The 12,649-nt window shown below is 66.3% G+C and carries 12 protein-coding genes; 5 read left to right on the top strand and 7 right to left on the bottom strand.

The window, feature by feature from the left end; translation table 11 throughout:
- Window positions 1–24: 24 nt before the first annotated feature.
- The 3 genes from ndk to M0208_RS01240 all read right to left on the bottom strand — a co-directional run bounded on the left by ndk (window position 25) and on the right by M0208_RS01240 (window position 2,444).
- On the bottom strand, window positions 25–447 hold the full coding sequence (ndk, locus tag M0208_RS01250) for a nucleoside-diphosphate kinase (protein WP_258889933.1): 423 nt from the start codon (window positions 445–447) through the stop codon (window positions 25–27).
- Between the two features lie 84 nt (window positions 448–531).
- Complete coding sequence (locus M0208_RS01245; RefSeq protein ID WP_258889932.1) at window positions 532–972, bottom strand: DNA polymerase III subunit chi; 441 nt, start codon at window positions 970–972, stop codon at window positions 532–534.
- Window positions 972–2,444, bottom strand: coding sequence for a leucyl aminopeptidase (locus M0208_RS01240; RefSeq protein WP_258889931.1), 1,473 nt, complete (start codon window positions 2,442–2,444; stop codon window positions 972–974). The genes M0208_RS01245 and M0208_RS01240 overlap by 1 nt, the downstream gene beginning before the upstream one ends.
- Window positions 2,445–2,601: 157 nt before the next feature.
- Here M0208_RS01240 and M0208_RS01235 point away from each other — a divergent pair, with 157 nt between their 5' ends.
- The 4 genes from M0208_RS01235 to rsmA all read left to right on the top strand — a co-directional run bounded on the left by M0208_RS01235 (window position 2,602) and on the right by rsmA (window position 8,177).
- Window positions 2,602–4,836, top strand: a complete 2,235-nt coding sequence (locus M0208_RS01235; protein ID WP_258889930.1) for an LPS-assembly protein LptD — start codon at window positions 2,602–2,604, stop codon at window positions 4,834–4,836.
- Window positions 4,837–4,958: 122 nt separating this feature from the next.
- Window positions 4,959–6,296, top strand: coding sequence for a peptidylprolyl isomerase (locus tag M0208_RS01230; protein ID WP_408988126.1), 1,338 nt, complete (start codon window positions 4,959–4,961; stop codon window positions 6,294–6,296).
- Window positions 6,297–6,306: 10 nt separating this feature from the next.
- The gene (gene pdxA / locus M0208_RS01225; protein ID WP_258889928.1) at window positions 6,307–7,305 is read left to right on the top strand and encodes a 4-hydroxythreonine-4-phosphate dehydrogenase PdxA; all 999 of its coding nucleotides are present in this window, start codon (window positions 6,307–6,309) and stop codon (window positions 7,303–7,305) included.
- Window positions 7,302–8,177: a 16S rRNA (adenine(1518)-N(6)/adenine(1519)-N(6))-dimethyltransferase RsmA gene (rsmA, locus tag M0208_RS01220; protein ID WP_258889927.1), complete on the top strand. Its 876-nt coding sequence runs from the start codon at window positions 7,302–7,304 to the stop codon at window positions 8,175–8,177. The genes pdxA and rsmA overlap by 4 nt, the downstream gene beginning before the upstream one ends.
- Here rsmA and M0208_RS01215 read toward each other — a convergent pair.
- Together M0208_RS01215 and M0208_RS01210 are read right to left on the bottom strand one after the other, a co-directional pair.
- Window positions 8,128–8,631, bottom strand: a complete 504-nt coding sequence (locus M0208_RS01215) for a M48 family metallopeptidase (protein WP_258889926.1) — start codon at window positions 8,629–8,631, stop codon at window positions 8,128–8,130. The genes rsmA and M0208_RS01215 overlap by 50 nt on opposite strands.
- Before the next feature lie 33 nt (window positions 8,632–8,664).
- Window positions 8,665–9,840 carry an RsmB/NOP family class I SAM-dependent RNA methyltransferase gene (locus tag M0208_RS01210; RefSeq protein ID WP_258889925.1) on the bottom strand — a complete coding sequence of 392 codons (1,176 nt, stop codon included), beginning with the start codon at window positions 9,838–9,840 and terminating at the stop codon, window positions 8,665–8,667.
- A gap of 272 nt (window positions 9,841–10,112) precedes the next feature.
- Here M0208_RS01210 and M0208_RS01205 point away from each other — a divergent pair, with 272 nt between their 5' ends.
- A complete protein-coding gene (locus tag M0208_RS01205; RefSeq protein WP_258889924.1) occupies window positions 10,113–10,478 on the top strand; it encodes a hypothetical protein in 366 nt (121 codons plus the stop codon).
- Window positions 10,479–10,669: 191 nt separating this feature from the next.
- Here M0208_RS01205 and M0208_RS01200 read toward each other — a convergent pair whose 3' ends face one another.
- Window positions 10,670–11,101 (bottom strand): endonuclease domain-containing protein, encoded by a 432-nt coding sequence (locus M0208_RS01200; RefSeq protein WP_258889923.1) that lies wholly within the window; start codon window positions 11,099–11,101, stop codon window positions 10,670–10,672.
- A gap of 63 nt (window positions 11,102–11,164) precedes the next feature.
- The gene (gene guaB / locus M0208_RS01195; RefSeq protein WP_258889922.1) at window positions 11,165–12,622 is read right to left on the bottom strand and encodes an IMP dehydrogenase; all 1,458 of its coding nucleotides are present in this window, start codon (window positions 12,620–12,622) and stop codon (window positions 11,165–11,167) included.
- Window positions 12,623–12,649 lie beyond the last annotated feature (27 nt).

The raw sequence follows: 12,649 nt of genomic DNA, 5'->3' as shown, positions 1-12,649 counted from the left end.
CAGAAGGCCCGGCGCTCGGGTCGATCAGCCGACGATCTCTTCGGGCTTGAAGAAATAAGCGATTTCGATCGCGGCATTTTCATCCGAATCCGAACCGTGGACGGTGTTCGCCTCGATCGATTCGGCCAGTTCCTTGCGGATCGTGCCGGGCTCGGCATTCGCAGGGTTGGTCGCGCCCATGATGTCGCGGTTGCGCTGCATGGCGTTGTCACCCTCCAGCACCTGCACGACGACCGGGCCGGAAATCATGAAGTCGACCAGTTCGCCGAAGAACGGGCGCTCTTTGTGCACCGCATAGAAGCCCTCGGCCTGATCGCGGGTCATGTGGATGCGCTTCGATGCGACGACGCGAAGGCCTGCATCCTCCAGCATCTTGGTGACCGCACCGGTCAGGTTGCGGCGCGTGGCGTCGGGCTTGATGATCGAAAAGGTACGGTTCGCGGCCATGACGGTCACGGGCTCCTGAATTTGAGAGGCGGAAAAGTGCGGGTCACCTAGTCGCGGGCGCGACCAAGCGCAACCACAGTCCCCTCAGGCCGCCTGTTCCCAGCGCCCGGCGTCGTTCTGTTTCCAATAACGACGCTCGACACCGTCGCGGTCGGCGAGCACTTTCCAGGCGAGCCGGGCAGGCTGGATCGCTTCGTCGTCGAAGAAATGGAATGCGCGGTCGAAGGTCAGCGCTTCGTCACGCCATTTGCCGTCCGTGAGCGCGATGTGGCGTGCCCCGTTGGTCGGGCTGACATCCGGCGCGATCAGGACGGGTTGCGCTGCGTCATCCCCCGCCCCGGCCTGCGCGTGCGGTAGGAAGCTGTCGGGGGCGTAGCTCCACAGCAGGCGGTCGAGAGCAGTGCGGCGCGTTTCATCGGCTGCGACCACCAGCAGCCGCCCGCCGCCCGCCAGCACCTTTTCCGCGATTTGCGGCAGGACGCGGTCGAGCGAGGTGTGCGTCAGATGGTAGAAATCGACCTGCATTAGCTCTCAAAATTGTCCGCTACGAAGCGATCGAGCAGGCGTACGCCGTACCCGGTCGCGCCCTTGCCCCAGGTGGGGCCGTCCTTGTCAGCCCAAACCATGCCCGCGATATCGAGATGCGCCCAAGTTACGCCTTCATCCACGAAGCGCTGGATGAACTGCGCCGCGGTGATCGATCCGCCGCCGCGCGGGCCGACGTTTTTCATGTCGGCGATCGGGCTGTCGATCAGCTTGTTGTACGCGTCGCCGAGCGGAAAGCGCCACAATTTGTCGCCCGTCGCGGTGCCCGCCGCGAGCAATTGATCCGCCAGTTTGTCGTCGTTCGCGAACACGCCGCCATATTCACTGCCCAGTGCGACGATCATCGCGCCGGTGAGCGTGGCGAGATCGACGATCGTCTTCACCTTGTGCGTCTGCTGAACCCAGGTGATCGCGTCGCACAGCACAAGGCGACCCTCGGCATCGGTGTTGATGACCTCGATCGTCTGCCCCGACATCGACGTCACGACGTCGCCCGGACGTTGCGCATTGCCGTCGGGCATGTTCTCGACCAGCCCCATGACGCCGATGACGTTGACCTTCGCCTTGCGTAGCGCCAGCGCCTTCATCGCACCCGCGACCGCGCCCGCGCCGCCCATGTCCCACTTCATGTCTTCCATGCCCGCGGCAGGCTTGATCGAGATGCCGCCGGTGTCGAAGGTGACGCCCTTGCCGACCAGCGCAAGCGGGGTGTCGCCTTCGCCGGCGCCATTCCATTTCAGCGCCAGCAGCCGCGCCTCGCGTCGTGAGCCCTGACTCACGCCGAGCAGCGACCCCATGCCGAGTTCGGCCATCGCGGCTTCGTCGAGCACCGTCACTTCGAGGCCGAGGCCGTCGACCTCTTTAAGGACGAGTTCGACGAACGATTCGGGGTAGCAGATGTTCGCCGGCAGAGTGACGAGCGTACGGGTCAGCGAAAGGCCGTGCGTCACCGCGCCGCGCGCCGCCCAGGCGGCGTCCGTGCCGTCGGGCGCGCCGACGATCGTCACCGATTCGAGCGTCGGCTTGGCGTTGTCGGCCAGCTTCGTGCGATATACGTCATAGCGCCATGCGCGCTGCGCCGCGCCCGCGGCAAGGCGTGCAGCGGCGATAGGACTCGCGTCTGCACCTGAGAGATCGACGGTCACGACGGTCGCGCCGGACGTCAGCAACCGCGCGGTGAGTGCGCCACCCGCGCGCTCATAGGCTGCGTCATCCCCCGTCCCCACGCCTAACAGCACGACACGCGTCGCGCCGCCGCCAAGCTGGACATAGGCATCGGCGGCAGTCCCAGCTTCTCCTTCGAACCGTTGCCCCTGCGCGGCCGCGATCACCAGCGCGTGCGCGGCATCGTCCAGCCCGTTGATCGCCACCGTGGCGACGCTATCCTTTTTCACGGGGACAGCGAGGACGCCGATGTCGGTCGGGCGGGTGGCGGCGAAGGCGATCTTCATCATGTGGTCCTATTCGATTCCCCTGTGCCTCTAGGCCAGCCGTATCGCGCTGGCAAAGTCGGCAATCCGGGCGTTGCAGGTCGCGGCGCACGGTGCGATAGGGCGCGTTCACCGTGGCCATTCCGGTCGTGCGTGGGGGTAGTTGCGAAAAAGCCTGGTGACGCGTCTCGACCTTCTGGCCAGTTGCGCGCTTGCCGTAGCAGTCGTTGCTGGGCCTGCGGCCGCGCAGGATCTGCAGAACCGCCCGGTCGCACCGCCCTCCCCCGCCGAAGCGCCCGCGCCGATTTCCGACGATCAAGTGCAGTTCAGCGCGGGGACGCTCGAATACGATTACAACGCCGACGTTGTCGTGGCGACCAGCGACGTGCGCATGGCGCGGCAGGGCGAGCGGCTGCGCGCCGACCGCGTTGTGTGGAACCGAAAGACCGGCAAGGTCGAGGCGGTCGGTAACATCGCGGTCACCAATCCGCAGGGCGACGTCGCTTACGGCGACCGCATCGACCTGACCGATTCGCTCAAGGACGGCGTGATCGACAACATGCTGGTCGTGCTGGAACGCGGCGGGCGGCTGGCGGCGGACAAGGGCACGCGCAGCGAAGACGGGACGATCCAACTGCAGCACGCGGCCTACACCGCCTGTTCGGTGACCACTTCGGAAAACTGTCCCAAGGAACCGACGTGGAAGGTCACCGCGGTGAAGGTGACATACCGGCCGCAACGCGAGCGCGTCTATTACGATGGTGCGCGCATCCACCTATTCGGGCTGGCGGTGCCGCTGCCGCGTTTTTCGCATCCGGTCGGCGGGGGAAGCGACAGCGGGCTGCTCAGTCCGCAGATCCGGCTCGACCGGGTCAACGGGCTGGAAGTCGCCCTTCCATACTACTTCAGTCTGGCGCCCAACCGCGGACTGACCGTGACGCCGCATGTGTACACCAGCGTGCTGCCGATGCTGCAGGCGAATTATCAGGCGCTGGAGACGAACGGCGCGTTCAGCGTTACCGGCTATGCGACCGCCAGCCGCCGCAGCGACGATCTGGCGTCAGGCAACACCGGCAGCACAGAACAGGCGTTTCGCGGGTATCTGGATGGCGTTGGGCGGTTTCAGCTCGATCCCAACTGGAGCGTGTCGGGATCGCTCCGGCTGGTGACGGACCGAACGTTCCTGCGCCGGTACGACATCTCGCGCGAGGACCGGCTGCGCACGACCTTTGCGGTCGAGCGGATCGATTCCAACAGTTATTTCTCCGTCGCCGGCTGGGCCGTGCAGACGCTGCGCGTGGGCGAACGGCAGGGGCAGCAACCCGTCGCGTTGCCCGAAATCGACTATCGCCGACGCATTCCCGACAGCCTGCTCGGCGGCACGGTGCAGTTCCAGCTCAACAGCCTGGCGCTGTCGCGCAAGGACGGCCAGGACACGCAGCGCGCCTTCGGCAGCGCGCGATGGGATCTGCGGCGCCTGACAAACTGGGGTCAGGAAGTGACGCTGACCGCCTACGGCCGTGCGGACGCCTACAACACCGACGGAAGTGCGGCGACCGCAATCGCCAGCTATCGCGGGATCGAGGGGTTCCAGACGCGCGGCATCGGGGCGCTGGCGGTCGACGTGAAATGGCCGTTCGTCGGCGAGTTTCTGGGCGGCGTCCATCGGCTGACCCCGCGCGTGCAGGTCGTCGCGTCGCCCAAGATCAAGAACCTGGCGATCCCGAACGAGGATGCGCGCGCGATCGACTTGGAGGATTCGAACCTCTTCGCGCTCAACCGGTTCCCCGGATATGATCGGTGGGAGGATTCGTCGCGCGTCACCTATGGCGGCGAATGGGCGCTGGACCTGCCCGGTTTCAGCCTGTCGACGGTTGTCGGGCAAAGCTATCGTCTGGATGACCGGCCGACGATCTTCCCTGACGGCACCGGGCTGTCGGATCGATTCTCCGACATCGTCGGGCGCACCGACCTGCGTTTCCGCGATCTGGTGTCGTTCACGCACCGCTATCGGCTTGACAAGGACAGCCTGGGCGTGCGCCGTAACGAGGTCGACGCTACGATCGGGTCGCGATCGACCTATCTGTTGCTCGGATATTTGCGGCTTAACCGCGACATCATGGTGCAAGAGGATCTGCAGGATCGAGAAGAGGCGCGGATCGCGGGCCGCGTCCAGTTTGCGCGCTTCTGGTCCGCGTTCGCCTCCGCCGTCGTCGATCTGACCGACCGCAGCGAGGACACCCTGTCTGCGTCCGACGGCTTCGACCCGATCCGTCATCGTATCGGGATCGCGTATGAAGACGATTGCCTGACGCTGGGTGGGACGTGGCGGCGCGATTATCGCACGACGGGCGATGCGAAGGCGGGGAACAGCTATTTGTTGACGCTGGCGTTCAAGAACCTCGGCCGCTAAGCGGCGGTTCAGCAAGAATTCTACAGACGGCTGCAGGGCGCGAGCGCGCGAAGCATGGGAATCCAGGTCGAGTGAAGAAAACACGCAAGGGGCTGACGAGTGTCGGCCGGGTGATTGGTACGATGCTCGCGCTGGCGGTAACGACCGTCGCAATCGCGCAGGAAGCCCAGCAGGGCGGCACGCAGGCGACGGTGCCGGACCAGACGTTGCCCGACAATACGGGGCTGAACATCCCGGCGAACCTGCAGATTTTCGGGCCGCCCAATCCGGACGTGCGCAAAGCGACCGCGATCGTCAACGACAGCGTCATCACCGGCACCGACGTCGACCAGCGCGCCGCGTTGATCCAGGCGGCGAACAACATCAAGCTTAGCGACGAGGACCGCAACCGGCTGCGGCTGCAGGTGCTGCGCCAGTTGATCGACGAACTGCTGCAGATCCAGCAGGCGAAGACCGCCGAGATAACGATCACGACCGCGGAACTGGATCAGAGCTTCGACCGGATCGCGAAAAACTTCAATCAGACCCCGGATCAGTTCCGCAAATTCCTGGTCGCGCAAGGATCGTCCGAGCGATCGATCCGGCGGCAGATCGAAGGCGAGTTGGCCTGGCGGCGGTATCTCCAGCGCAAAGTTGAGCCGTACGTCAATGTCGGTGAGGAAGAGGTGAAGGCGATCATCCAGCGATTGGAGGCAGCCAAGGGCACCGAGGAATATCACCTCAACGAAATCTACCTCGCCGCGACGCCCGATCGCACCGAACAGGTGTTCACCAACGCGCGTCAGTTGATCGCCGAAATCCAGAAGGGCCAGGCCCCGTTCGCCTATTATGCGCGTAATTTTTCCGAGGCGTCCACGCGCGGAGTCGGTGGCGATCTCAGCTGGATACGCCTGTCGCAATTGCCCGAACCGCTGGCGGCGGCCGCGCAGGGGATGCAGGTCGGGCAGGTCGCGGGACCAGTCGCCACGCCGGGCGGTTTCTCGATCCTGTATCTGGTCGACAAGCGCCAGGTGCTGACCGCCGATCCGCGCGACGCGCGCCTGAGCCTGAAGCAGATGACGATCAAGTTCGCGCCGGGCACCACGCAGGCGCAGGCCGGACAGCGCACCGCGGAATTCGCCAAGGTGACGCAAACGCTGCAGGGCTGCGGGTCGGTCGAGAAGATCGCAGCCTCGATCGGGGCCGAAGTGGTCAATAACGACGCGGTGCGCATCCGCGACCTCCCCGCCCCGCTACAGACGATCATGATCGGACTGCAGGTCGGCCAGTCGACGCCACCGTTCGGGTCGCCGACCGATGGCGTGCGTACGTTGGTGCTGTGTGGCCGCGACGACGTGGCGGCGGGGCAATTGCCGGGAGCGGACCAGATCCAGAACCAGCTCGAACAACAGCGCGTCAACCTGCGCGCGCAGCAGGCGCTGCGCGATCTGCGGCGCGACGCGGTCGTCGAGTATCGCTGAGGCGGCGGGGGTGACGCCGCTCGTCATCTCGATGGGCGATCCGGCGGGGATCGGGCCTGAGATCATCGCCAAAGCGTGGGATCGGCGCGACGCCTGCGGACTGCCCTCGTTCGTCGCGGTCGGCGATCCGCGCGCGATCGAGCACGTCTGGCGCGGACCGATCGCACGGATCGCCGACCCGCGGGAGGCCGCGGACGTGTTCGTCACTGCGCTGCCGGTCCTGACCGTCGGCGATTCGGGAGAGGTCGTCCCGGGCGTACCCGATGCCGATGGTGCGCGATGTGCGCTGCATTCGCTTGAGCTGGCCGCCGGGCTGGCGCGATCGGGTGCGGCGCGGGCGCTGGTGACGGGGCCGGTGTCGAAGGCGCAACTCTACGACATCGGCTTTACCTATCCCGGCCAGACGGAATTCGTCGCCGAACGCTGCGGGATCGCTGGCGAGAATGCGGTGATGATGCTGGCCGGGCCGGGGCTGCGCGTCGTGCCGATCACCACGCACGTTCCGCTGGGGAAGGTGTCGGGGCTGCTGACGATAGAGCTGATCGTCGCCAAGGCCCGCGCCACCGCCCGCGGCCTGACGAAGAATTTCGGCATTATCGCGCCGCGTCTCGCGCTCGCCGGATTCAATCCGCACGCGGGCGAAGGCGGCGCGATCGGGCGGGAGGAGATCGATATCCTCGAACCTGCGATCGCGCAGCTTCAGGCCGAAGGGATCGACACGACCGGACCGTTCGCCGCCGACACGATGTTCCATTCGCGCGCGCGCGCGCGGTATGACGCGGCCTTGTGCTGCTATCACGACCAGGCGCTGATCCCGATCAAGACGCTGCACTTCGACGAGGGGGTCAACATCACATTGGGCCTGCCGATCGTGCGCACCTCGCCCGATCACGGCACCGCCTTCGGCATCGCTGGAAAGGACCAGGCCGAACCCGGCGCAATGATTGCGGCGATCATCATGGCGGGCGAAGCCGCGGATCGGCGGGCGGCGGCGCGCCGCGCGGCGTGAGCGCGGTCGAACCTCTCACTCCCCTGCCCCCGTTGCGTGAGGTGATCGCGCGGCACGGCCTCGCCGCATCGAAAGCATTGGGGCAGAATTTCCTGTTCGACGCGCAGTTGCTGGCGCGGATCGCGCGCATTCCCGGCGATCTTTCGGACGCGCAGGTGCTGGAAGTCGGCCCCGGTCCAGGCGGGCTGACCCGCGCGCTGCTTACGGCGGGCGCTCGGGTCACTGCGATCGAACGCGACCGGCGTTGCCTGCCTGCACTGGCCGAATTGGAGGAAGCGTTTCCGGGGCGGCTGCGGGTGATCGAGGGCGATGCGCTGGCGATCGATGCGCCCGCGTTATTTGATGAAGCGCCGCATATCGTCTCCAATCTGCCCTATAATATCGGAACCGCGCTGTTCGTCGGGTGGCTGTCGGCGGAGTGGCTGCCGTGGTGGCGGTCGCTGACCCTGATGTTCCAGCGCGAGGTGGCGGACCGGATCGTCGCATCGGCGAACGACGACGCTTACGGGCGGCTGGCGGTGCTGGCGCAGTGGCGGGCGAGTGCGCGGATCGCGATGGCGGTGCACCGTTCGGCTTTTACCCCGCCGCCCAAGGTGATGTCCGCGGTGGTTCACATCTTGCCGCAAGCCGCGCCGGAAGGCGTTGATCTCGCCATGCTGGAGCGACTGACCGCGGCGGCATTCGGTCAGCGCCGGAAGATGTTGCGGCAGAGCCTGCGCAGCGTGCCGGGGGCGATCGAGGCTTTGGAGGCGGAGGGTATCGAAGCGACGCGGCGCGCCGAAACCGTCAGCGTCGCCGATTTCGTCGCGGTGGCGCGGCGGCTCAGTCCTTCGCGGTCGCCGGTTTCGGTGGAACTACCTGCGCGGTCGTGACCGGCGGACCCTTGGCGATTACCGCGGCCAGCGTGGTCGCCTGCTCGCAGCCCTTCTTGCAGATCGTCTTCAGCTTCGCGAGGTTTTCGCGAGCGCGCGCCGTCGCGCCCTTTTGCATCAGCGCCTCGCCCTGCCCCTGCAGCGCAACGACGTCGTTCGGTTCGAGCAGCAACGCCTCGCGATAGAGCCGGATCGCCTTGCCCGGCAGGTTGCGCGCATCGGCCACTTCGGCGAGCGCGATGAACGCCTGACGGTTGCGCGGATCGACCACCACCGCGGTTTCGAGGATATCGGTCGCGCCGTCGAGATTGCCCGCGGCTTTCGCCGCCTTGCCTTGTTCGAGCAGCGCCATTGATCGCGCGTCGATCTGGTCGTCGGGGCGCTGCCCGTGGAGCGACGTGGAAATCGACACCAGGGCGAGGCCGGCGGCAAGGGCGACGGACGAATAACGCATGATCGGCTCCAGTATAGGCACGATACTACCGGGCTAGCATGGCGCGTTGAGGCGCGCGACAAAAAATCCGTCGGTGCCGTCGGCCAGCGGGGTCAGCCGCAATCCCGCACCGTGCGGCTTGCCCGCGGGGAGCGACAGGCGATCGGCCTTCCAGCCGGGATGGTTCTTCAGGAACAGATCGACTTGCCCCGCCCCCTCCGCATCGAGCAGCGAACAGACGATGTAGATCAGCGCGCCGCCGGGCTTCACCAGCGTCGCGCCGATCGCGGTGATGCGGCGCTGCGTCTCCACCAGCCGCGCGATCCGCACCGGGGTGAGCCGCCAGCGCGCCTCCGGATTGCGCCGCCACGTGCCGGTGCCCGAGCATGGCGCATCGACCAGCACGACGTCGGCCTTCCCCAACCAGTCGTCGAGCGCCATCAATTCCTGCCCCGGATCGAGCAGCCGCGTGGTGGCGATCCCGACGCCTGCCCGCTCTGCGCGGGGTTCGAGACGCGACAGACGCGCCCGGTCGGTATCGGTGGCGAGGATTTCGCCCTCGTTGCGCATTGCCGCCGCGAGCGCGAGCGTTTTGCCGCCGCCGCCAGCGCACAGATCGACGACCTTCATCCCGGCCGAGGCACGCGCCGCCATCGCGACGATCTGGCTGCCCGCATCCTGCACTTCGGCGAGCCCGCCGAGCGCTTCGACGTTGGTGCCGGTCGGCAGGCGCAGCGCATCGGGCAGGCCGGGGATCGGCTCGCCTGCACCGAGCGAGGCGACCGCATCCTCGGGCGATCCCATCAGGGCGTTGACGCGGATGTCGAGCGGCGCGCGGTCGATCAACGAGCCGATCGTGTCGTGGTCGAGGCCTGAATCTTTCAACAGCTTGATCAGCCACGCGGGCGCGACGCCGTGCCGGGCGGCGGCTTCGGACGGATCGATCGCGGCCGGGCCGTGCGGCGAATCGTCGAATGTCGCCGCCACCACCGGATCGCGCGATGCGAGCGCCAGCATCGCAGCTCGCCCGCTCGGCGGCCGTTCGCCGCACGCGCGGATCGCGGCATAGACCTGTTCGCGCACCGCGCGACGGTCCTTCGACCCAGCATAGCGGCGCGCGGCGAAATAGCGCGAGACGATCGTATCGGCGGCGGCGCCGCCGTCCTTGGCGGCGGTGAGGATCGCATCGAGCAACTCGATCGCGGCCTGAGTGCGAGCGGCGGGGGTCATTGGAAGGTCACACTAAGGTCACACCAACGTGGCGGGTTTTGGCGGAGTGCGGCGACGCGAATGTTGCGAATGTTGAGACGCTGGCGTGTTTCGTCGCGGAGCCTCAACATTGGCGTCTGCGTGAACGAAGTTGGGGTGGTTGCGGGCATATCTCCCCATGCGCCGAAAGCGGGCGTGTAGGACAGCCCTAAGTGTCGGCGCGGCGGGTGGGGGGCAGCTTTCGCCCAAAAGCAGACATTGCAGATCGCCCACGCGAACCGCACAGTGTGCCCATGAGGCTAGCAGCAATCGTTCAGATTTTGATCGCTCTTACCGCTTGTTCGATCGACCGCACGCGCACCTTGGCGATGGAGCGCCTCCCCGACAATCCATGCTCAATCGCTGGGGTGAAGGCTGTCATCGCGGGTTTGTCGACGGCGGATACGCGCCCACTTGATATAGGCGGAGCCTTCCAAGGTTCCATGCGGACCTATGTTCATGCCAAGGTTCGTGACGGTGTGGAGGTTCTCCTGGTGACCGACATGTCACAGGACGACAAACAGATGCTGATGGTGTCGTTTATAGGCGCACGGGAACCGGATTTCCTGCCGGAAAGGTTGCGCTCTGTGCGCCAGATAGCGCGAGATTGCTCGCGGTAGGCACCTCCGCTCATGCCAGTACCGAACGCTGCTCCCGCCCAGCTAGATATATCATCGCCGCGTGCCACGATTGTCGGGGAGAACCTTCCAATCGCGTCGCTTTCCTCCCCCTCCGTCACGCTACGCGTGCCACCTCCCCCTGGCGGGGGAGGATTGCGGAATGGAAGCTAATTACCAACAGTAGCGCTATCTCATCCTCCCCCGCCAGGGGGAGGTGGCGCCAAAGGCGACGGAGGGGGAGGTGGGCGATGCGCTTCGATTGCGTCCCGTCGCGCGGCGGCGATTGTGATGATATGACGCAGCACGCCTTCCAGGTTGGTGAGTACCTGCTTCGCCGGGTAGCGAACGACTCTCACGTCCCTTGAGGTCAGCCATTGATCGCGCTTCACATCGCGTGCGAGGCGGTCGCCTCTTTCATGCGCCTCGCCGTCGACCTCGATCGCCAAGCGAGCGGGGGCGCAGTAGAAATCAAGGACGTACTCGCCTGCCGGATACTGCTTGCGGAATCGCAGGCCAGGTTCGTTGCTTCGGAGTGCGAGCCACAGGGCGATCTCCGGCGGCGTCATTTCTTGGCGTAGGCGCTTTGCGTTTCGTCGGCTGTTTGGCGTTGCTTCCAAGCGCATCGCTTACCTCCCCCTCCGTCACGCTTCGCGCGCCACCTCCCCATGGCGGGGGAGGATTTAGCCTCATCGCGTCGGGTAATTCGGGGCCTCTCGCGTGATCGTCACGTCGTGGACGTGGCTTTCCTTCAAGCCCGCCCCTGTAATGCGCACGAAATTGGCGCGGGCCTGCAGGTCCGGGATCGTGGCCGCGCCGGTGTAGCCCATCGCGGCCTTGATACCGCCGACCAGTTGATGGATCACGTCGCGGGCCGGGCCTTTGAACGGCACCTGTCCTTCGATCCCTTCGGGCACCAGCTTCAGCTGATCCTTGATGTCGCCCTGGAAATAGCGGTCGGCCGAGCCTCGGCCCATCGCGCCGACGCTTCCCATGCCACGATAGGATTTGTATGCACGTCCTTGATAAAGGAACGTTTCGCCCGGCGCTTCCTCGGTTCCGGCGAGCAAAGATCCAACCATGCAGGTTGATGCGCCCGCCGCCAGCGCCTTGGCGAGATCGCCGGAGGTGCGTAAGCCCCCGTCGGCGATGACGGGCACGCCCTCCTTCGCAGCCGCCTCGGCGCAATCCATCACCGCGGTCAGCTGCGGCACGCCGACGCCCGCGACGACGCGGGTGGTGCAGATCGATCCGGGGCCGATGCCGACCTTGATCCCGTCCGCGCCCGCGCCGATCAGCGCGCGGGTCGCCTCGCCGGTCGCGACGTTGCCCGCGACGACCTGCACCGAATTGCTGAGCCGTTTCACGCGTTCGACCGCCAGCGCGACGTCGCGGTTGTGGCCGTGCGCGGTATCGATGACGATCAGGTCGCATTCGGCGTCGACCAAAGCCTCGGTCCGTTCGAACCCCTTGTCGCCGACCGTGGTGGCGGCGGCGACGCGCAGCCGGCCCGCGGCGTCCTTCGTCGCATTGGGATAGGTGACGGCCTTTTCGATATCCTTGACCGTGATCAGCCCGACGCAACGATAGGCTTCGTCGACGACCAGCAGTTTTTCGATCCGGCGTTGATGGAGCAGGCGGCGCGCCTCCTCCTGCCCGACGCCGACCGAGACGGTTGCGAGGTTTTCGTGCGTCATCAGCTCGGCGACGGGCTGGCGCGGGTTTTCGGCGAAGCGCACGTCGCGGTTGGTCAGGATGCCGACCAGCTTGCCGTCGCGCTCGACCACCGGGATGCCGCTGATCCGGTTCGCCGCCATCAGCGCCTGCGCATCGGCCAGCGTCGCGTCCGGTGCGATCGTGATCGGGTTGACCACCATGCCGCTTTCGAAGCGCTTCACCTGCCGCACCGCGGCGACCTGTTCGGCGGGGGTCAGATTGCGGTGTAGCACGCCGATCCCGCCAAGTTGGGCCATGACGATCGCCATGTCGGCTTCGGTCACGGTGTCCATCGCCGACGAGACTATGGGTATGTTGAGCGAAATACCGCGCGTGATCGACGTGCGCGTGTCGGCCTGGCTGGGCAGCACCTGCGATTCGGCGGGGACGAGCAATACGTCGTCGAAGGTGAGGCCGAGGCGAATGTCCATGGGGTGCCGATTCCGGTGCGGGTGCGG

The sequence above is a fragment of the Sphingomonas sp. SUN019 genome (genome assembly GCF_024758705.1).
Taxonomy (GTDB): Bacteria; Pseudomonadota; Alphaproteobacteria; order Sphingomonadales; family Sphingomonadaceae; genus Sphingomonas.
This window is presented reverse-complemented; position numbering and strand designations above follow the sequence as displayed.